At 72.4% G+C, this 21,011-nt stretch carries 11 protein-coding genes; 4 read left to right on the forward strand and 7 right to left on the reverse strand.

Annotated elements, in window-relative coordinates:
• Positions 1-14: 14 nt before the first annotated feature.
• From ESG85_RS33035 to katG, 5 genes are all read right to left on the reverse strand, one after another.
• A complete protein-coding gene (locus ESG85_RS33035; RefSeq protein ID WP_128984854.1) occupies positions 15-1,217 on the reverse strand; it encodes a cytochrome P450 in 1,203 nt (400 codons plus the stop codon).
• A complete protein-coding gene (locus ESG85_RS33040; RefSeq protein ID WP_128984855.1) occupies positions 1,217-2,932 on the reverse strand; it encodes a thioester reductase domain-containing protein in 1,716 nt (571 codons plus the stop codon). The genes ESG85_RS33035 and ESG85_RS33040 overlap by 1 nt, the downstream gene beginning before the upstream one ends.
• A complete protein-coding gene (locus ESG85_RS33045) occupies positions 2,929-11,085 on the reverse strand; it encodes a non-ribosomal peptide synthetase (protein ID WP_164986374.1) in 8,157 nt (2,718 codons plus the stop codon). The genes ESG85_RS33040 and ESG85_RS33045 overlap by 4 nt, the downstream gene beginning before the upstream one ends.
• 897 nt (positions 11,086-11,982) lie before the next feature.
• Positions 11,983-13,146, reverse strand: coding sequence for an esterase-like activity of phytase family protein (locus tag ESG85_RS33050; RefSeq protein ID WP_128984857.1), 1,164 nt, complete (start codon positions 13,144-13,146; stop codon positions 11,983-11,985).
• A 151-nt stretch (positions 13,147-13,297) separates the two neighbouring features.
• Entirely contained in the window at positions 13,298-15,487 is a 2,190-nt protein-coding gene (katG, locus tag ESG85_RS33055; protein ID WP_128984858.1) for a catalase/peroxidase HPI, read from the reverse strand.
• Between the two features lie 220 nt (positions 15,488-15,707).
• On the opposite strand from katG, the gene ESG85_RS33060 reads away from it, so the two are divergent.
• On the forward strand, positions 15,708-16,235 hold the full coding sequence (locus ESG85_RS33060; RefSeq protein ID WP_128984877.1) for an NUDIX hydrolase family protein: 528 nt from the start codon (positions 15,708-15,710) through the stop codon (positions 16,233-16,235).
• A 53-nt stretch (positions 16,236-16,288) separates the two neighbouring features.
• Here the strand turns inward: ESG85_RS33060 and ESG85_RS33065 are convergent, their stop codons facing one another.
• Complete coding sequence (locus ESG85_RS33065) at positions 16,289-17,920, reverse strand: ADP-ribosyltransferase domain-containing protein (RefSeq protein ID WP_128984859.1); 1,632 nt, start codon at positions 17,918-17,920, stop codon at positions 16,289-16,291.
• Positions 17,921-17,996: 76 nt separating this feature from the next.
• Positions 17,997-18,674 carry a macro domain-containing protein gene (locus tag ESG85_RS33070; protein ID WP_128984860.1) on the reverse strand — a complete coding sequence of 226 codons (678 nt, stop codon included), beginning with the start codon at positions 18,672-18,674 and terminating at the stop codon, positions 17,997-17,999.
• Positions 18,675-19,273: 599 nt separating this feature from the next.
• Between ESG85_RS33070 and ESG85_RS33075 the strand changes: the two genes are divergently transcribed.
• The 3 genes from ESG85_RS33075 to ESG85_RS33085 form a co-directional block, all read left to right on the forward strand.
• Positions 19,274-19,600, forward strand: coding sequence for a bacterioferritin-associated ferredoxin (locus ESG85_RS33075; protein ID WP_128984861.1), 327 nt, complete (start codon positions 19,274-19,276; stop codon positions 19,598-19,600).
• Positions 19,597-19,881, forward strand: coding sequence for a hypothetical protein (locus ESG85_RS33080; protein WP_128984862.1), 285 nt, complete (start codon positions 19,597-19,599; stop codon positions 19,879-19,881). The genes ESG85_RS33075 and ESG85_RS33080 overlap by 4 nt, the downstream gene beginning before the upstream one ends.
• Positions 19,882-20,002: 121 nt before the next feature.
• Positions 20,003-21,011, forward strand: a 1,009-nt coding sequence (locus ESG85_RS33085; RefSeq protein WP_425471322.1) for a DUF4139 domain-containing protein, incomplete at its 3' end; no start/stop codon positions are given.

Raw genomic sequence — 21,011 nt, forward strand, 5'->3', positions numbered from 1 at the left:
GAAGACACCGGAGGTCACCAGGTGACGGGCAGTCCGCGGACGCCGTAGAGCACCATGTCGTGCCGGAACGGCAGGTCCTCCAGCGGGGCGGCGAGCCGGAGCGTGGGCAGCCGGTCGAAGAGGCCGGCGAACACGGTGCTCAGTTCGACGCGGGCGAGCGTCAGCCCGATGCACTTGTGGAAGCCGTGACCGAAGGCGACGTGGGCCTGCGGGTCCTTGCGATGGATGTCGAAGGTGTCGGGCTCCTCGAAGACCGCCGCGTCGCGGTTGGCGGCGTTGATCATCACCAGGACGCCGTCACCGGCCTTGATCTCCTGGCCGCCGACGGTGAGGTCCTCGGTGGCGGCGCGGGGCAGGCCCGCGTGGTTGATGGAGAGGTAGCGGAGCAGTTCCTCGATGGCCTGCGGGTACAGCGAGGGGTCGGCCTTGAGGTCGTCGAGCTGGTCGGGGTGCTCCAGGAGGGTGGCCGTGCCCAGGCCGATCATCTGGGCCATGGTGTCGTAGCCGGAGAGCATCAGCAGGGCGGCCAGGCCGACGAACTCGTCGTGGTTGATCCGGCCCGCCTCCTCCTGGGCGACCAGCCGGCCGAGCATGTCGTCGGTGGGCTGCTTCTCGCGGGCCGTGACGACCTCGTCGAAGTACGCCATGAGGTCGCGGGCGGCGCCCTCGGCCTGCTCGGGCGTGCTGCTGCGGTCGAGGATCGTGTCGGTGAGGGTGACGAAGATCCGGTGGTCCTCGTACGGGACGTCGAGGAGCTCGCACATCACGGTGGCGGCCATGGGCAGGGCCAGCTGCTTCACCAGGTCGGCGGTGTTGCCCTCGCGCGTCATCTCGTCGAGCAGCGTGTCCAGGATGGCCTTCATCCTGGGCCGCTTGGCCTCCATCTGGGTGATGAGGAACTCGCGGGTGACCAGACGGCGCAGCCGTCCGTGGTCCGGCTCGTCCTGGTTGAGGAAGAAGCCGGGCGGCAGCGGGGTGTCGCCGGAGATGTAGGAGGGGTAGCCGGGGGTCTTGGGGTCCGAGCTGAAGCGGGTGTCGGTGAGCACGGCGCGGACGTCGGCGTGACGGGTGACCACCCACACGGCCTCGCCGCGCGGGGTGAGCACCTGGAACACGGGCTGTTCGGCGCTGAGTTCGCGGTACTGGGGCGGCGGGTCCAGCGGGTGCCGACGCGGCATCGGGAAGGCGGGTGCGGCGGGAGCGGCGGGAGCGGTCATCACGCGGTCCTCCGGGTCTGGGTGCGGGCGGTGCCTGCGGGAGGGGCGGGCAGGAAGCCCGTCGAGACGAAGTAGTCGAGGTAGAGGTCGAACAGCCGGCGGTCGACCGGGCTGCACTCGATGCCGGAGCCCTGGAGCGCGGCCCGCAGGTTGCCGGTGCGGAACTCGGGCCTGCTGCCGAGGTAGCCGACCTCCTCGGCCGGCTGGTCGGCACCGAACAGCGGGAGATAGACGGCGAGTTCGTTCTCGTCGCCGCGTTCGACGGCGGCGGCGAGCTCGCGGTACCAGCTGCGGTAGTCGAGACGGCGCAGCGGATAGCCGTACGCCACGATGAGTTCGAAGATCTCGTTCATGCCGACGGAGCCGGCGCCGGGCACGTTGAAGACGGCTTCCTCACGGCCTCCGGACAGCGCGGTGTGCACCACCGTCGCCGCGCAGAAGTCCACGGGCACGAGGTCGAGGAGCAGGTCGTAGTCGAGGTAGGCGCCCAGCTGGACGCAGCCCTTGATCAGGTGGTTGATGAAGGTGTCGGGCGAGCAGGCGCCGGTGGTCTGGGAGCCGGTGATGGCACCGAGGCGGTACACGTGGGTGGGGACGCCGCGGTCGCGGGCCTGGAGCATCAGGCTGTCGGCGACCCACTTCGACTGCCGGTAGCCGCCGACGACGTGTTCGGCCTCGGTGAGCCGGGTCTCGGGCCAGCTCCGCTGTCCTTCGTGGCCCGGGTAGACGCCGATGGTGGAGACGAAGTGGACGGCCTTGACGCGCGTGCGGCAGGCGAGCCGCAGCACTTCCAGGGCGCCGAAGACGTTGACCGGTTTGATCTTGGCGTAGGGGACGATCCAGCTGGAGATCGCCGCGTTGTGGATGATCAGTTCCACGTCGGCGGCGAGCCGGTGGTACCGCGCCTTGGTCAGTCCGAGGTAGGGGCGGCCGGTGTCGCCGGGGACGCCGACGATGCGCCGTTCGTCCCCGTCGCGCAGGAGTCCGTAGTCGGCGAGGTTGGCGCGGACCCGTTCGTGGGCCTGCTCGGGTCCGTCGGCGCGCACGAGGACGTGCACGGTCGCGGAGGAGCGGTCGAGGAGTTCGCGGAGCAGGAAGGCCCCGGTGTATCCCGTTCCGCCGGTGAGCAGGACGGTGCCGTACGGGCCGGTGGTGGCCGGGAGGGCGCCTTCCTCGGGGACGACGTCGGCGGGCAGCACGGCGTCGGCCGTCATGGCCTCGCCGGCGACGCCTCGGGGGTTGCCGGCCCCGGTCACGGTCGGGTCGGCCTGGGAGCTGACCATCCGCGCCAGCCGGGCGACGGTGGGGTCCTCGAACATCCGGCGCAGATCGAGCCGCACGTCGTAGATCTCCCGTACCTGCGCGGTCATCTGAAGGACCGTCAACGAGTCGCCTCCCAGGTCGAAGAAGCTGGTCTCCACCCCGACCTTCGGCAGGCCGAGCAGGTCCTGCCAGATCCGGGCGAGCTGCGTCTCCACCGGTGTGCGGGGGGCGACGAAGGCGGCCTCGGGGGTCTCCTCGGCCGTCAGCGGGGGCAGGCTCTTGCGGTCCACCTTGCCGTTGGGCAGCTTCGGCAGGTCCGGCAGCACCACGAAGTGGGCCGGGACCATGGCCTCCGGGAGGTGCGTCCTGGCGTAGGCGCGCAGGGAGGAGCGCAGTCCGGCCGCCCAGGCCGAGGTGAGCGGGTCGTTGGCGAGTCGTCGGGTCGTGCTCATGCCTTGTCCTCAGCGTCGTCGTGGGCAGGGACCGGACTTCCGAACTCCACGTCGAACGTGGACAGTCGGCCGTCCTGCGGCACCAGGACCCGGACCGGTCGTCCGTGTGCGGCGGCCAGGTCGAACATCTCCTCGGGGTGGATCCCGGCCTCCTCGTCGAGGTCCCAGAGCAGCCGTTCCAGGTCCCAGGCGGTGGCCGTGCCGTCGGTCTCCTCGAGGGCGCGCACCGCGGCCGCGGTGCGCAGCAGCCTGCGGTTGGGGATGCCGGTCACGGCGAGGCCCCCGGTGCCGGCGGTCAGCCGCTTCCGCAGTCCGTCGAGGCCGTCGTCGAGCGTGTCCCAGGAGAGGCGGGACGCGGGTGTGGCGGGCGTCGCCCGGTCGCCGACGAGGAGGGTGACGTCGTAGCGGAAGAGTGAGAGTTCGTTGTCCGCGAGGCCGCGCTTGAGCTCGAGGCGGACCTCGGCGATGCCGTCGAGGTCGGTCGCCAGCTGCTGGAAGAAGGCCGGGGACAGGCAGAGCTCCCGTTCCTCCTGGAGGCGGCGGGCGACCGCGGAGCGGATCTCCTCGACGGTCTGGAGCGGTCCGGCCCGGTGGAGGGTCACGGCGGTCTGGAACTCGGGCAGCATCTCGACCGAGCGGACGTCGCCGACGAAGACCGCGCCTCCGGGGCGTACGGCGCGCACGGCGTCGGTGAGGACGGTGCGCAGGTAGTCGGTCCCGGGGAAGTACTGCGCGACCGAGTTGATCACCACCGTGTCCAGGCTTCCGGGCGCCAGTCGGGCCAGGTAGTCGGGGCCGGACTGCTCCAGGTGGACGTGCCCGGGCAGCGGGCGCCCGAGGGAGCCGGCCGCGGCGGTGAGCGCGGCGGGCGAGACGTCCACGCCGTGGTACTCCTCGACCTGGTCGGCCAGGTTGCGCAGCACGAGGCCGACGCCGACGCCGATGTCGGCGACCGCGGTGGGGCGCAGCGCGCGGACGCGTTCGACGGTGTGGCCGAGCCATTCGCGCATCTCGGCGACGGGGATGGGCTCGCCGGTGTAGCTGCTGAGCCAGCCGGCGAACTCGCTGCCGTCCGCCGCGGCGCCGTCCGCCGCCGTGCCGTCCTGTCCGTCGCCGCCCGCGCCGGTGTACGCGTTCTCCCAGAGCTCGCCCCAGCGGCGGACGTGGGCGTCCTGCACGGAGGCGTCGGAGAGGGAGTCCGCCGGGGACACGTAGGCGACGAGCTCGGTGCCGTGGGCCCCTTCGACCGCCGTGACGGCGACCGCGTCGAGCTGGGCGTGGCGCGAGAGGACGCTCTCCACCTCGTCGGGCTCGACCCGGTGGCCGAGGATCTTCACCTGTCGGTCGATGCGGCCGAGGAACTCCAGGCCGCCGTCGGCGCGGCGGCGCACCCGGTCGCCGGTCCGGTAGTACCGGCCGCGGCCGTCCGCGCCGCTGACGAACCGCTCGGCGGTCAGCTCGGGTCGTCCGACGTAGCCGGCCGCGACGCCGTCGCCGCCGATCCACAGCTCGCCGGAGACGCCGACCGGGAGCGGCCGGCCACGGCCGTCGACCACGAGCACCTCGGTGTTGGCGATCGGCCGGCCGATGGGAATGGTGTCGGCGGTCGCGTCGCGCGCCGGGTCCAGTTCGTGCACCGTGGACCAGATGGTGGTCTCGGTGGGGCCGTACATGTTGCAGATCCGCACGTCGGGCAGGGCTTCGAGGAGCCGCTGCGCGAGTCCGGAGGGGAACGCCTCGCCGCCGATCAGCAGGGCGCGCAGGCCCCGCAGGGAATCGAGCGCGGCGGGTTCCGCGGCGACGGCGGTGAACAGCGAGGGCGTGCCCTGGACGAGGGTGACCCGGTGCCGCTCGCAGAGCGCCGCGAAGGAGTGGGCACCCTCGGCGACCTCGGTGGCGTGGGCGTCGCGCAGCCGGTCGACCCAGGTGAGGCTGTCGAGGACGGCCTGTGCCTCGACGCCGAAGTCGACCAGGCACGCGATTTCGTCGACTCCGGCGGCGGCGAGCGCGCGCACGAGCTCGGCGCAGCTGTCCGGTGAGCCGAAGAGGCCGGAGGTCTCGAAGTACCGGTCGATCGCCATGTCGATGACGGCGTCGATCTGGTCCTCGGCGCCCATCTCCGGCAGGTCCTGCCCGGTGGAGGCGAAGAGGGTGCGCCACAGTTCGGTGGAGCTGCGGAGGTAGTCGCGGAAGGGTTCCCGTGCCTGCTGCCTGGCCCGCTCGGTGTCGTCCGACATGAAGGTGTGCACCATGACGGTGACCTGGCCGGGGCCGGTGTGCCCGGCGGCTTCCCGGGCCTGCCGGTACGCCTTGATCTTCTCCGCGAGGTCGTCGGGGTTCTGCCCGAAGAGGTGGGTGAGCAGGTTCGCTCCGGAGGCGCCGGCCTTCTCGAAGGTCTGCACGGTGCCGACGGAGGTGAGCCAGATCGGCGGCTCGTCCTGGACGGGCGCGGGGAAGATCCGTACGTCGACGGTCTCGCCGCTGCCGCCGACGCGCCGCACGGGCTCGCCGCGCCACAGCGTGCGGAACTCCTCCAGCTGCTCGGTCATCCGCTCCTTGCGCACGGGGAAGTTCTCCGGCCGCAGCACGAAGTCGTTGGAGTTCCAGCCGGCGGCGAACGCCAGTCCGACCCGGCCGTTCGAGAGGTTGTCGACGAGCGACCACTCCTCGGCGATGCGCACCGCGTCGTGCAGCGGGGAGACCACGCTGCCGCAGCGCAGGGCGATCCGGTCGGTGATGGTGGCCAGCGCGGCCGACATCACCGAGGGGTTCGGGTAGAGGCCGCCGAACTCGTGGAAGTGCCGCTCGGGCGTCCAGACGGCTTCGAAGCCGTGGGTGTCGGCGTAGCGGGCCGCGTCGAGGACCAGCTGGTAGCCCTCGCGGTGGGACTGTCCCGCGGAGGCGGCGAAGAAGAACAGGCTGAACCCGAGGGCCCGTTCCCGTGCCTCCGACTGCGGGACGAGGTTGCCGATGACGCGCTCTCCGGCCACGACCACCTTGGCGCCGTGGGTGAGCGGCCAGAGCAGTTCGAGGACCGAGATGTCGAAGGAGACGCTGGTGACGGCGAGGACGACGTCGTCGCCGTCGCAGCCGACGCGTTCGTCCATGCCGGCGAAGAAGTTGACGGCGTTGCGGTGCCTCAGGGCGGTGCCCTTGGGTTTGCCGGTCGAGCCGGAGGTGTAGATCACGTACGCCGTGTCGTCACCGGTCGCGTCGGTGCCCGGCGGTGTCGCGGGCGAGCGCTCGATGGCCCCGGCGTCGGCGACGACGTCCACCACACGGGGCGCGGTGATGCCGTCGGGCGTGCCCGGTCCCCTGACCAGGCAGCCGATGCCGGCGTCGGAGGCGATGCCGGCGAGCCGGCCGGCGGGGAACGACGGGTCCATCGGCACGTACGCGGCGCCGCTCTTGAGCACGGCGAGCAGGGTGACGACGAGGTCGGTCCCGCGGCGCAGGCTGACGCCGACCAGGTCTCCCCGTCCGACGCCCTGGGCGCGCAGGTGGTGCGCCAGGCGGTTGGCCCGGGCGTCCAGCTCGGCGTAGCTCAGCTCGTCGAAGCGGTGGGCCACCGCGATCGCGTCGGGGTGCGCGCGCACCTGTCGCTCGAACTGTCCGTGGATGGTGTCCGCGGTGTCGTACGCGACGGCGGTGTCGTTCCACGCGGCCAGCTGGGCGTGCTCGGCGGGGGCCAGGAGGTCGACCGCGGTGAGTCGTGTCTCCGGCTGCCGGGCGACGGCCGCGAGGGCGCGTTCGTAGTAGCCGGCGAGCCGCGAGCAGAACTCCTCGGGCAGGACCGCGAGGTCGCAGTCGAGCCACAGCTGGAGCCGGCCCAGCTCGGGGTCGATGAGGAAGTTGACGGCCAGCGGGTAGTTGGTCTCCGCGACGCCCACGGTGACGGTCATGAGGCCGTCCGCCGACCGGTGCCGGTCGCGGTGGAAGTCCATGAAGTTGACGTAGCTGTCGAGGCGGAGTCCTTCGCCGACGTCGTGCTGCATCTGGGCGAAGGGGTAGCGGCGGTGGGCCGCTGAGCGTCGCTCGTGGTCGAAGACGCGGCGCGCGGTGTCGAGGAGACCGGCGGAGGCCAGGTCCAGGCGCAGCGGGAGCGTGTTGAGGAAGACGCCGATGGTCTCGTCGCCGCCCTCCTCCTCGAGGCGGGCGTTGGCCACGACGCCGGTGAGCACCTCGTCGTCGCCGCTGACCAGGCGCAGCACGGCGAGGTGCGCGGTGGTCAGCAGCGATTTGAGGGGCAGCCCTTCGCGTCCGGCGAGGGCGCGCAGGGCCGCGGCCACCTCGTCGTCCACGGGCACGTCGTACCGGTGGTTCGCGGCGGGCCGGGTGCCTTCGGGGCCTTCCTGGCCGGTGGCGGTGCGGGGCACGAGCCGGGTGGGTTCGGCGCCGCGCAGCAGTGCGGTCCAGTAGTCGCGCGTCCGTTCGTCGGCCAGGGCGCGGCGCTCGGCGGCGACGAAGTCCCGGTAGGCCGAGCGGACCGGCGGCAGGGACAGCGCACGGCCGGCGAGCCGTGCCCGGTAGTGGTCGGCGACCTCTTCGAGCATGCGCATGTCGCTCCAGCCGTCGAGGACGACGTGGTGCTCGATGACCGAGAGTTCGAAGGCGTCGGGGCCGCAGGGGTGCGCCACGAACTTCAGGAGCGGTGCGACCTCCGGGTCGAAGCGGGTGAACTTGGCTTCCTCGACCCAGTCGGTGACGGCGCGCAGCCGGGCCTCGTCGTCCAGGTCTCCGAGGTCGAGTCCGGTCTCCAGGGGTATCTCGACGTGACCGTGCACGAGCTGCAGGGGCTCGGAGTAGCGGGCCAGGTCGAAGGAGCAGCGCAGGGAGGGGTGCCGGGCGGCGGTGTCGTCGATCGCGGCCCGCAGGGCGGCGGGGTCGAGCCTCGCCGCCACCCGTGCGCTGGTGACCACGCGGTACACGGAGGAGTCCTCGGCGTATGCCGCGTGGTAGAGCATGCCCGCCTGCATGGCGCTGAGCGGGTAGGCGTCGTCGAGCCCGTCGGGCAGCAGTCGCCGGTCCTCCTCGGACAGCAGCCCGAAGGGGCGGCGGTCGGAGGAGCTCTCGCGCTCCTCCAGCGGCCGGACGGCGCGGGCGAGTTCGCGGATCGAGGGTCGGGCGAACAGGTCGGAGACGTCGAAGGTGAGGCCGCCGCGCTCCGCCTCGGCGCGGACCCGGATGGCGTGCATGGAGTCGCCGCCCAGGACGAAGAACGAGTCGTCCACGCCGATCTCGTCGGCGTCGAGTACGGTGCGCCAGGCCTGGTGGAGCAGCTTCTCCTCGGCGGTCCGCGGCGGCGTCGTGCCGCGGGCCGGCCGGGCTTCCGGCACCGGCAGCGCCTTGCGGTCCAGCTTGCCGTTGGACAGCAGGGGCAGGGCGTCGAGGGCGACGAAGTGTGCCGGTGTCATGTACGCGGGCAGGCGCTCGCGCAGCCACTCCCTCAGCTCCGTCGCCGCCGGGGCGGAGTCGCCGGCGGGCACGAGGTGGGCGACGAGCTGGCGCTGTCCGTCGCTGCCGGCCGGCGCGGTCACGACCGCCTGCTCGACGGCCGGGTGGCCGAGCAGCGCTGACTCGATCTCGCCGGGTTCGATGCGGAAGCCGTGCACCTTGACCTGGTGGTCGAGCCGGCCGCGGTAGAGGACGACGCCGTCCTCGCGGAGCACGGCCAGGTCTCCGGTCCGGTAGAGCCTGCCCGGGCCGAAGGGGTTGTCGACGAAGCTCGCGGCGGTGAGCTCGGGGCGGTTGAGGTAGCCCGTGGCGAGCTGGACGCCGCCGATGTGGAGTTCGCCGGGGATGCCGGGCGGCAGCGGACGGCCTTCGCGGTCGAGGACGTACAGGCTGGTGTTGGCGACGGCACGGCCGATCGGCACCGGCCGGTGGGCGTCCTGCGGGGTGCAGCGCCAGTAGGTGACGTCGATGGACGCCTCGGTCGGTCCGTAGAGGTTGTGCAGGGCGGGGCCGTCGCCGTAGAGCGCGAAGTAGCGGCCCACGGTCTCGGAGCGGAGGGCCTCGCCGCTGCAGAAGACGCGGCGCAGGGCCGGCAGGTCCCTGCTGGTGGGCTCGGCGAGGAACAGGTCGAGCATGGACGGGACGAAGTGCACCGTGGTGATCCGGTGCCTGCGGATGACGTCGGCCAGGGCGCGCGGGTCCCGCTGGGCGCCGGGGGCCGCCAGGTGCAGCGCGGCGCCGGTGAGCAGCGGCCAGAAGAACTCCCACACCGAGACGTCGAAGGTGAAGGGCGTCTTCTGCAGGACGCGGTCGTCGGCCGTGAGGCCGTACTCCTCCTGCATCCACAGGAGCCGGTTGACGACGCCGCGGTGGGGCACGGCGACGCCCTTGGGCCGGCCGGTCGATCCCGAGGTGTAGATGACGTACGCCGTGTCGTCGGGCGTGGCGGTGCCCGGGAGCGGGCCTGACTCGGGCAGCGTGGGCAGCAGTTCGTCCACGGCGAGGACGCGGGCGGCGGTGCCCGTGAGGCGCCCGGCGAGGTCCGAGCGGGTCAGGACGGCCCTCGCTCCGGAGTCCTCGATCTGGAACTCCACGCGGGAGGCGGGAAGTTCGGGGTCGAGCGGCAGGTACGCGGCGCCGGACATCATGACCGCGAGCAGCGCCACGACGAGGTCGAGCGAGCGCTCGTCGTACACGCCGACCACCTGGCCGGCCGCCACGCCGTCGGCGCGGAGACGGGCGGCGAGGGCGCGGGCCCGGCCGGTGAGCTCGCGGTAGGTGAGCGCGCCGTCCTCCGTCTCGGCGGCGACGGCGTCGGGCGTCCGCGCTGCCTGTTCCTCGACGAGTGCGTGGAGCGGCCGGCTGAGGTCGAACTTCCGCAGGTGGGCGGTGGCTTCGGCCTCCACGAGGCCGCGCTCGGCGGGGGTCAGGAGGTCGATCGCGCCGAGGGGACGCTGCTCGTCCGCCTCGACGAGGGTCTCCAGGAAGGCGGTGAAGCGTTCGCGGTGCGCGGCCACGGTCGCGGCGTCGTGCAGCTCCGGGTTGGGGTCGAAGGACACCAGGAGGTCCGCGCCGTCGGCGCCGCCGAAGAACTCGATCGCGAGGTCGCGTACGGGTCCCGAGGACACCTGGCGGACGGTGCCGTCGAGGCCGCCGAAGCGCAGCCGCCCGTCGAACGACACGACGTTGACGACGACGCCCGAGGGCTCCTCGGCCGCCCCGTTCCTGCGGAGTTCGCGCTGCAGGGCCTCGCCGCGGAACCGCTGGTGCGCGAGCACCTCGCCCGCCCGGGCGGAGACCTGCTGCACGAGTTCGCGGAAGGGCATGTCGGAGCGCGGCGAGAGGCGCAGCGGCAGCACGTTGGCGAGCATGCCGGGCGTGGTGAGGGCGGTCCTCGTGGTCCGGGCCCGTACGGGCAGGCCGATGGCGATCTCGTCCTGCCGGGTGATCCGGTGGAGGTACGCGGCCGTCGCCGCGAGCACGACGACCGACCACGGGGCGCCGTACCTGGCGGCCATCTCGTCGACGCGGCCGACCCGGACGGGCGGCCGGAACCGCTCGGCGGGTCGCGAGGAGCCGGCGCCGCGGTCGCTCAGGCTGATGCGGTCGGGCCAGTCGGTGGTGGCGGCCAGCCAGTGGGCGCGGTCGTTCTCGTGGGCCGGCGAGGCACGGTACTCGGCTTCCTCGTCGAGGAGTTCGCGCAGGGTGCCCGCGCTCTTCTCGCGGACCGGCGTCCCTTGCTCCAGCGCCGTGTAGATCTGCGCGAGCCTGCGCCAGTAGAGGACCTGACCGTAACCGTCCAGGACGATGTGGTGGTAACGGAGGTGGAAGAGGAAGTGGTCCGGGGCCAGCCGGAGCAGGGTGTGGGTGAACAGCGGGTCTTCCGCGAGGTCGACCGGCGTGGCCAGGTCCGACCGGACCCACTCCTCGGCGGCGCCGAACGGATCGGCCTCCGCGCCGAAGTCCTTCGTGTGCAGCGGGGCGTCGGCATCGGCCGGAACCTGCCAGGGCGTGCCCTTTTCATCAGCAACGAACTTCACGCGTAACGCATCGGTCTCACCGACCGCTCGCCGCACGGCCTCGGCGAGGTGGGCCTCGTCGACGCGTCCTCGGATCTCGACGTATCCGGCGCAGTTGTGGAGGGCGCCGCCCGCGTCCAGCTGGTGGGCTATCCACACGTCGTGCTGCGCGGCGGACACGGGCAAACGCCCGGCAAAACTCTTCACGAGTCACTCCGTCTTTCGGTTCCAAGAAGGCGCACGGCTCCGGCCGCCCCGGCCGCACGACGGTGTGGGACGAGGCAGGAGCGGTGCGCGCTGAGTGCTTGCAGCCAGTGGAGACAAGCGGCGGCGCGGCCGCCGTCGGCGAGCCTCGTGGGCTCGCGACGGGCCGCTACATACGGCGCCGACGGGAGGACGCCGAACCAGGCCAGCTACGCGTGAACATAGAAATCCCCCGTACATGCCACAAGATGGCACTCCCCGTTGACCCGGCGCCCAGGACGCCGGGCTGTGCGTCACGCCCGGGACGGTGCTCTGTCGAGCGGTCCCGCCGCATGACTGGTCCCCAGCCAGCCATAGCGCGCATGTCATGTCAACCCATTGCAGTCGCGAAGACATGGTGATCAGTGGTCGCGATTTCGCGACACCCGCGCGGACTTGGCCATTCCTTGGCCGGATAGCGACCACGAGAGCGAAACCGTGGAATGCTCGCGCACGGTGCGAACACGCGTACGCACCCAGGGTGACATTAAAGCTTGCGTCAAGCGTCGCTCGAGCGCCCTCGACCGGGCTCCTCGCCCGTCGGATTCCGGACAGAATCCGGCGCCCGTCGTCCCCACCGGGGAGCGGCCGGCGGCGACGAGCGCCTCCGCTCACTCGTGGCGGTGCGGCAGGGGTTCACGCAGCCGGCCGGAGCCTCGTACGGGACCGCGCCGGGCCCTGAAGGGCCCGGCGCGGACGGAGGGTGGGCCGAGGTGATCCGCGGAGGTCACCGTCAGCGGACGGTCGCCGTCGGCGGACGGTTGGCGTCATCGGACGGTCACCGTCAGCGGACGGTTGGCGTCATCGGACGGTCGTCACCAGCGGACGGTCGTGTCAGCGGACCGCGAGGGCGACGATCTGGGTGGCCTCCTCGTCCGAGAAGTTGTCGTCGCTGACGAGGATCAACGAGCGCTCACCGGTGGGAAGTACCGGTCCCCACGTCATGCCCTCGGTGTTCTGGATCCCGGAGAGGCCCAGCGTGTCCAGGTCCACGACGAGCGTCTTGCGCATGGGGACGACGGACCGGCCGGCGAGGGAGTCCATCGCCCGCACGTCGGTCGCGCCGCGCGTGGTGGCGTCGTAGACACGGATCTTGTAGCCCGCACCGGCGACCCACGTGCGTTCCAGGACGAGGTAGCGGTCGGGGTCGTCGGGGAACGCGAGGAGGGACGGGACTCCGGTGTCGGGGCCCCAGGGACTGTTCGGGTCGGACGCGGCGAAGATCTTCTCGACGGGGTACGCGAACTGCCCGAGCACCTCGCCGCCGCGGGTCTGCTTCGTCACCCGGACGAGCGCGCCGTTGCGCAGGTCGGGCTCCGGGCCGTCCTGGAGCAGCGGGCCTTCGACGGCGCTGGTCACGACCCTTCCGTGGGAGCCGAAGGTGATCGCCTCGATCACCTGGTTCCGGCGCGGCCCGCGCTCTTCCCGCGTGATCTCGTAGTTCGACGGCAGCCGCAGCCGGCCGAGGTAGCGGCCGGTGGCGGAGGCGAACTGCACGGAGGGCTGGATGACCGGCGCGTCCGCGGTCTTGGGCCGGTCGCCCTCCTGCGCCCACCAGTACCGGCAGCTGCGCGGGTCGACCCGGATCTCCTCCGGGTCGACGGCCTTGCCGTCGCCGGCGGTCGGGGAGGAATACACCGTGCCGTCCGGCCGGCGGAACGGATGGGTGCCGGTGAAGTCGACGGAGTGCACGCCGTCGGCGTCCACGTCCAGCCTGGCAGTGTAGAAGCGGGCGGGCTGGAGGTACGAGCGGTCGTCACTGATGAACACGTACTCGCCGGTGCACCGGTTGCGGTCGACACCGGACAGGCCGCCGACCGTGGTTCCCCGGAAGTCGAGCTTGTGCGGAACGATCTTTTCGCCGAGCAGGCGGGCCTGCGCGGCCTGCTCCGACGGTCCGGCCGGCCCGGCGGGCGGGGCGGCCGCCGCCGCGGGGGCCAGCGTCGAGGTCAGGAGCAGGGCTGCGGCGCACACGCGGCGCGTCAGAGAAGATCTCATGCGGATGATCTTGGCCCGGCGCGCCCCGGCACCGCAGTCGCCCATCCGGGTGTCGCTGCACCGCGCCGCACTCGGCCGGCCCCACGCCGCACGGCGTCACCACCGCTCCCGGGGAGCGGTGGTGACGCCGTGTCAGGCGTGGGCCGTCGGCTCAGCGCAGGTCGAAGCGGTCGAGGTTCATCACCTTGTTCCACGCCGCCACGAAGTCGCGCACGAACTTCTCGTCGGCGTCACTGGCGGCGTAGACCTCGGCGATGGCGCGCAGCTGGGCGTGCGCGCCGAAGACGAGGTCGACGGCGGTCGCCGTCCACTTCCGCTCGCCCGTCGCCCGGTCCCGTCCCTCGAAGACGTTCTCCTCCGACTCCGACGCCTTCCACTCGGTGCCCATGTCGAGCAGGTTGCGGAAGAAGTCCGTGGTCAGCGCCTCCGGACGCTGGGTGAAGACGCCGTGCGAGGAGCCGCGGAAGCCGGTGTTCAGGGCCCGCATGCCGCCGACGAGGACCGTCATCTCGGGCGCGGTCAGCGTCAGCAGGTTCGCCCGGTCGAGCAGCAGGGTCTCCGGTGACAGCTTCTCGCCGCTCCGCAGGTAGTTGCGGAATCCGTCCGCCCGCGGTTCGAGCACGGCGAAGGACTCCGCGTCGGTCTGCTCCTGCGAGGCGTCGGTGCGGCCCGGTGCGAACGGGACCGTGACGGTGTGGCCGGCGTTGCGCGCGGCCCGCTCGACCGCGGCGCAGCCGCCCAGGACGATCAGATCCGCGAGCGAGATCTTCCTGCCGCCGGTCCCGGCGGCGTCGAAGTCGCGCTTGATCTCCTCCAGCCGCCGTACCGTATCGGCGACCTCGGGCAGGGCGTTGACCTCCCAGTCCTTCTGCGGCGCCAGCCTGATCCGCGCGCCGTTGGCACCGCCGCGCTTGTCGGTGCCGCGGAAGCTCGCCGCCGCGGACCAGGCCGTGGTGACCAGCTGCGGGATGCTGAGGCCGGAGTCGAGGATCCGGTCCTTCAGGGCGGCGACGTCCTGGTCGCCGACCAGTTCGTGGTCCACGGCGGGGACCGGGTCCTGCCACAGCTGCGGCTCGGGCACCCAGGGCCCGAGGTAGCGCGTCACCGGGCCCATGTCGCGGTGCAGCAGCTTGTACCAGGCCTTGGCGAAGGCCTCCGCGAGCTGGTCGGGGTTCTCGTGGAAGCGCCGGCAGATCGGGCCGTAGACGGGGTCCTCCCGCAGGGCGAGGTCCGTCGTCAGCATCATGGGGGCGTGCCGCTTGGACGGGTCGTGCGCGTCGGGCACGGTGCCGTGCGCGGCGGGGTCCTTGGGCTTCCACTGGTGGGCTCCGGCGGGGCTGGTGGTCAGCTCCCACTCGTACCGGAAGAGGTTGTCCAGGTAGCCGTTGTCCCACCTCGTCGGCTCGTTGGTCCACGCGCCTTCGAGTCCGCTGGTGAGGGTGTACGGGCCGCTGCCGGTGCCCTGGGTGTTGTGCCAGCCCAGGCCCTGCTGTTCGAGGGGCGCAGCCTCCGGCTCAGGGCCGAGGTAGGAGGGGTCGACGGCGCCATGGCACTTGCCGAAGGTGTGGCCGCCGATGATGAGGGCGGCGGTCTCCTCGTCGTTCATCGCCATGCGCCCGAAGGTCTCGCGGATGTCGCGGGCGGCGGCGATCGGGTCCGGGTTGCCGTTGGGGCCCTCCGGGTTGACGTAGATCAGGCCCATCTGCACGGCACCGAACGGCTTGGCCAGCTCGCGGTCGCCGCTGTAGCGCTCGTCGCCGAGCCAGGCGTCCTCGGGGCCCCAGAAGATCTCCTCGGGCTGCCAGATGTCCTCGCGCCCGAAGGCGAAGCCGAAGGTCCTGAACCCCATGGATTCCATGGCGCAGTTGCCGGCGAACACGAGGAGGTCGGCCCAGGAGATCTTCCGGCCGTACTTCTGCTTGACCGGCCACAGCAGCCGCCGCGCCTTGTCCAGGCTGGCGTTGTCCGGCCAGCTGTTGAGCGGCGCGAAGCGCTGGGCGCCGCTGCCGCCGCCGCCCCGGCCGTCCTGGATGCGGTACGTGCCGGCGGCGTGCCAGCTCATCCGGATGAACAGCGGTCCGTAGTGGCCGTAGTCGGCCGGCCACCAGTCCTGGGACTTCGTCATCAGCTCGATGACGTCCCGCTTGAGGGCGTCGACGTCGAGGCCCGCGAACTCCGCCGCGTAGTCGAAGTCCTCGTCCAGCGGGACGGGCCCGGTCGCGTGCTGTTCCAGCACCTGGAGGTCCAGTTGGCCGGGCCACCAGTCCCGATTGGTCCTGGGGCGGGTCGACGCGGGGGTGGGTGAGGGAATTGCTGGGTTCTCGCTCTCGCTGCCGGACACGTCCGCCCCTTCTTCCTGCGTGGAACTTTTCTGGCTTTTCGCCCGTATCGTTCCGCACCGCCGGGCGCACCGCGAGAAGAACACGCCGTCGGGCGACGGGTCCGGTCACCGGCAGGTGATCCCGGTGGAGGGCGGAGCGCTCCCCCACCGTCACCCGGTTGACGGACGGAGGGCCTGAGCCAAAGCCGCGTCCGGAAAGTATGATCAGGCGATGTCTGACATGACCGAGACCACGCCCGGCTGGCTGAGCGCTGACGAGCTGAACGCCGCCAGGGGGCAGATGCCCATCCTGTACGTCGAAGCCGTGCCCGTGCGGGTGGACGACAGCGGTGAAGTCACCAGCATCGGACTGCTGCTGCGGATCGGTGCCGACGGAACGATCAGCCGGACGCTGGTGTCCGGCCGGGTCATGCACCACGAGCGGGTGCGTGACGCACTGCTGCGCCACCTGGAGAAGGACCTCGGCCCGGTGGCCCTGCCCCGCATCCCGGCCTCGCTCCAGCCCTTCACGGTCGCCGAGTACTTCCCCACGGCGGGCATCACGCCCTTCCACGACCCGCGTCAGCACGCGGTGTCGCTGGCGTACGTCGTGCCGGTCACCGGCGACTGCCGGCCCCGGCAGGACGCGCTGGACCTGGTCTGGGTCAGTCCGCAGGAGGCCGTCTCCCCCGCGCTGCAGAACGAGATGCCGGGCGGCCACGGAGTCCTCCTGAAGCAGGCGCTCGCGCACGTCGGCCACATCTCCTGAGCGACCCGCCGCGGGCGCGGCGGGTCGCCGCGGGCGCGGCGGGCCCGCGGCGGTCAGGAGACCATGCGGGTCCCGTCCACCTCGGTGAGCCTGACCGTGCAGAGCCCGCCGCGCTCGGCCTTCACGTCCGTCACCGTGAGCCGGGTGCCCGGCGCGAGGATGTACTCCTCCTCCCCGGTGAAGGCGGAGAAGCTCCGGATGCCGACGGCGCGGGCCGGCGTCACCTCGAACAGGGTCCGCTTGCCGCGGCTGCCGAGGAAGGCGCGGGCCACGTCCGGTTCGGAGGTGCAGGAGGAGACGCCCCACCAGGTGACCGTGCGGCCGACCGGGTACTGGCCGCGCAGGTCCAGCGAGACGCCGCGCCACAGGGGCCGGGTGTGGACCGGGAGGTCCGAGACGGCCGAGAAGAGCAGACGCAGGTACGGCAGGTAGGGCAGGACCCTGGTCCGGTCCGGGGCGCGCAGGACGGCGTTGATGTCGCGGTAGAAGCCGGACTCGCAGGTGTAGAGGTGGAGCGCGGCGATGGCGTCGGCGGACAGGCCGCCCGGCGTTCCGGCCGCCCCGTCGGCGCGCCGCTTGCCGAAGTCGCGGGACCGGTCGATGTGGCGGCCGAGTCCGGAGAGCACCTTGGTCACCGGGGCGACGGCGTCCTCGAAGGACATCAGCGGGGTGTCGAAGACCCCGGTGACGGCGGGGAGGGTGAGGCCCTCGTCCTTGACGCTGGTGAGCCGCTCCAGATAGAGCTGGTGCAGTTCCATGGTCGAGGTGATGAACGCTCCCATGCGGTCCGCGACCTCGCGGTCCGCGCCGCCGGCCGGCTGCTCGTTCCATCCCCTGCCCGGCAGCCAGTCGATCGGGTCGGCGCCCAGCGAGGCCAGGGCGTCGTTGACGGTGGCGAAGTGGTCTCCTTCGCAGAAGAGGTCGCCCTGGGCCGCCGGATTGGCGTGGTCGATGTGCCGGACCTCGACGTCGGGGTACTTCTGCTGCAGGCGCAGGACGATCTTCTTCAGGTTGCGCGCGTGGGCTCCCCACCAGGCGAAGACGACGCCGCGGTCCTCCTCGTCGGCGTCCTGCTTGGCCTTGAGGATCTCCTCGACGATCCGTTCGGCGACGGGCCGCCAGAACAGGGTGTGACGGTCGGTGCCCTTCGCACCGTCGGCGCTGGCGGTGAGCGAGGCGTTCAGGAGCAGCACGCCCTGCGTGAGCATCGCCTGGAACCACTCGGGCGGCTGGACCGTGTCGCGCTCCTCGAGCAGGGCGCGGACGTCGGCGACCGGTGTCTTCTTGGGTATGCCGTACTTCCACATCGCCGCCGCCTTGATGATGCAGCGGATGCTGACGACCCTGCCGAACTGGCTGTCCTTCCAGTCGTTGAAGGTGTTGTCGAACATGGCGATGCCGGTGGCGCTCTCCGGCCGCGGGTAGGGGTTCTGGCCGAAGACGACGACCTTCCACTTGTGCGGCGGGTTGGGCTTGAGCGCCTGGAAGGTCAGCTCCCTGACGGGCACGACCTGGGGGCTGCGGTTCGGGCCGATGAACTCCGCGGCGCCCGGCTGCGCCTCGATGACGGGCTTCAGGAGCGGAAGCCAGGCCTCTCCGCCGCCGGCGAACAGCTCGGTGAGGCCCAGCGGGTCGTTCGGGTCGTGCGGGCTGGGCTGGGCCGGCGTGGCGGTGGCGTCGGTCATGGAGGAGGGGCTCCCGGTGGTCGCGGCGGAGTGGGCGGGGTCGGTTGCGTGGGTGGCGTCGGCTGCGTGTGCGGGGTCAGTGGCGAAAGGAATGCCCTTTCGGCGGCATGATGCGCACCCGCTGCGTGGGCGGCGCGCTCTCGATGCCGGCGAGCTGGGCGGTGATCGTGGCGCGCAGCTCGTCGTCGTCCTCGAACCAGTGGTCGTGGAAGAGCGTGTGGCCGGTCCACATCAGGTTGGCGCAGACCCGCGCCGGGACCCGGCCGGTGCGGGCGCCCATGCCGACCAGCGCCACCGAGCGGATGCTGCCCGGCGCCAGGGCGTTCTGCCGGTGGACGGCCTGGAAGGCCGCGGCGCTCGCGAGGGCCACGTTCAGCGTGTCGCGCACGTTCTGCGAGGACTGTTCCATCGTCGGCGTCGAAATCAGGTACCGCGGAGTGGTCGCCCCGGACGGGACGCAGACCGCGCTGCCGACCGGCAGCTTCCCGGCGAACCGGTCGCGGATCGCCCGCTGCACGCGCAGCTGGATGCCGGCCCCGAGGTGCCTCTTGATGACGGCGTCGACCCCGCCGTCCATGCGGCCCAGGGAGTTGGTCGGGGTGACCCACGCGTCGACGTCCTCGTCGAGGATCGAGCCACGGCGGATCTCGATGCCGGGCGTGTCGGCGAACGCCGCCCGCCAGGCCTTCACGACGCCCTCGTTGACGTCGGTCAGCACGACCCTGAGCGTGGTCCCCATACGGCTGTCAGTCATCGTCCACCCCTCCCGGGAAACGGTCTCTCCAACGCCTCCGAAGCTAACGGCGACCACTGACAACGCCGTTTCGGAAGGAGTGCGGTGACCTGCCGTCAGTCCGCGTCAGCCCGCCGTCGGCCTGCCGGACCACGGTGTTCCCGGACGGATGCGGGGAGGAGGGGAGAGAAGGCGGCCCCGGGCACGCGTCGTGGATACCGAAGCGCCCGGGGCCTCCTCTCGACCCGGCGGCGCAGGGGGAAAGGGGGAGATGCGCCGCCGGGCGTCCTCGGGGCTCACACCGAGGACTCGCCACGTGGCTTCGTCGGACTGGTTGCTGCCCGCGAGTTCCCAGCACGCCGCCGTCACCGCAGGGGTGATCGGGGCGCGTGGTTCCTGCGCTCCGATTCTCACCGGTCCCGCGCCGGCATTCCACGGAGAGGAAGTGCAGACAATTGCCGGCCGCGGCACGGTGCCTGCCGTGCCGTGCCGTGCCGTGCCGTGCCGCGGGGTGCCGCGGGGTGCCGTGCGGACTCGTGCGGTTCCGGAGCCGCACGCCCCTCCCGCGCGTGGGCCCGTAGCCCGTACCGTAGGAGTCGTACGAGTCGAGGAGGCACCGCATGGGCACGTCGCCGCCGCACGAGCCGGGCTCCGCCGGCACCGGTCCGTACCGCATCACGGCCGACCAAGGACCGCAGACACTGGGTGAGTTGCGCGCTGAGCTCGCCGCCGTCGATCCCGTCGAACTGGCGGCCTTCGACGCCCGGCTGGGCGCGGCGCGCTTCGGGCGCGAACAGGAGGCGGTCATCACCGAGGCACGGCACCTGGTCGCGCTGCGCACCCGTCCCGAGGTGCGGGAGGCGATCCGCGCGTCGCTGGCCGGCAGGACGGAACTGATGACCGTCGAGGACCTCTTCGCCGAACTCGACAAGGGCACGGCCCCGTGACCCACTGGGCCGTCGAGATCCCCCGCAGGCTCTACCACGAGATCGCGCGCCTCTCCCCCGGTGGTCGTCGCGCGCTCCACGACGCCCTCGCCGCCCTGGCCGAGGACCCCCGTCCCCCCGAGTCGCGGACCGAGCCGGTACGGTCCGCGGAGCTGCGCCGGGTCGCGACCGCCCCGGCCTCCGACAACGGCGTGACCATCACCCTGCTGTACCGCGTCCACGAACCCGACCCGGGCAGACCGGGGCGCGTCGAGATCATCTTCCTCGTCGCCGGGCCCTGAGCCGCCGGGCCCTGAGCCGCCCGGCCCGGACGCGACGGGCGTCGTTGTCGGTCCCGGAGCGTAGGCTTCGGCCACGAAGACGGATTCGGTACGCGTGCGGGTACGAACGGGCACGGGGGGCGTGGTGGTGGGGACGGACCAGCGGTGGGAGTCGGTTCTCGACGGGGTCGTCGTGTACGCGCAGGGCGCGCTGTGCACGCGGCTGGCGCGGGGCGTCGTACCGTCGGACGGGCGCGTGCGGGTGACGGGGCTGCCGCGGACCGCGGACGCCGGTTCGCTGCGGGCCCGGGTGCTCGGCGCTTCGGACGTCCGCGTCACCGAGGCGCGGATCGAGACGGAGGCAGAGCCGGTCGGCGACGGGGACCGGGACGCGCTGCTGCGCGAGGTCGAGCGGCTGCGCGACGCGTGCGCCACCGCCCGGGGCCGCCGGCAGCGGCAGCGGGCGCTGATCGACGAGGTCGCCGCCCTGCGGCCGGTGCCGCCGCAGCGCCGGCGCGACGACCCGCCGCACCGCACCACGCCGGTCGAGGCGTGGCTTGAACTCGCCGATTTCGTGGACGAGCGGCTCACCGGGCTGCACGCGCGCCTCGCCGAGCTCGACGAGGCACTGCGGGACGTGGAACACGAACTCTCCGTCGCCGAGGACCGGTTCGCCCGTGCCTCCACCGCCGGGACGTCCGCGCACGTGGCCACCACCGTGTGCGCGGTCGTCACGCTCGACGGCGTGCCCGCCGGGGGCGGCGCGGGCGATGACGTGGTCGAACTGGAGCTGGAGTACGGCGTGCCCGGCGCTGTCTGGGTGCCCGCCTACCGCCTGTCCTGCCGTCAGGAGGACGGCGACGGCCGGCTGCTGTTGCGGGCCTCCGTCGCCCAGCGCACCGGTGAGGACTGGACCGGGGTCCGGGTCGCGCTGGCCACCGCCGATCTGCGGCGCCGCACCGATCTGCCGCGGCTCGGCTCGCTCCGGATCGGGCGGAGCCAGCCCGCGCCCGCACCCGCCGGCTGGCGCGAGCCTCCGGCGGGCCTCGCCGATCTGTTCACCGCGTACGACGCCCGGTCCCGGCAGCCGAGCCGGCCACGCGCGGCCGGTGGCGCCGCCGCGGCGGCCGGTCCGCTGCCCGACGGGACGC

Source organism: Streptomyces roseicoloratus (genome assembly GCF_004117935.1).
Taxonomy (GTDB): Bacteria; Actinomycetota; Actinomycetes; order Streptomycetales; family Streptomycetaceae; genus Streptomyces; species Streptomyces roseicoloratus.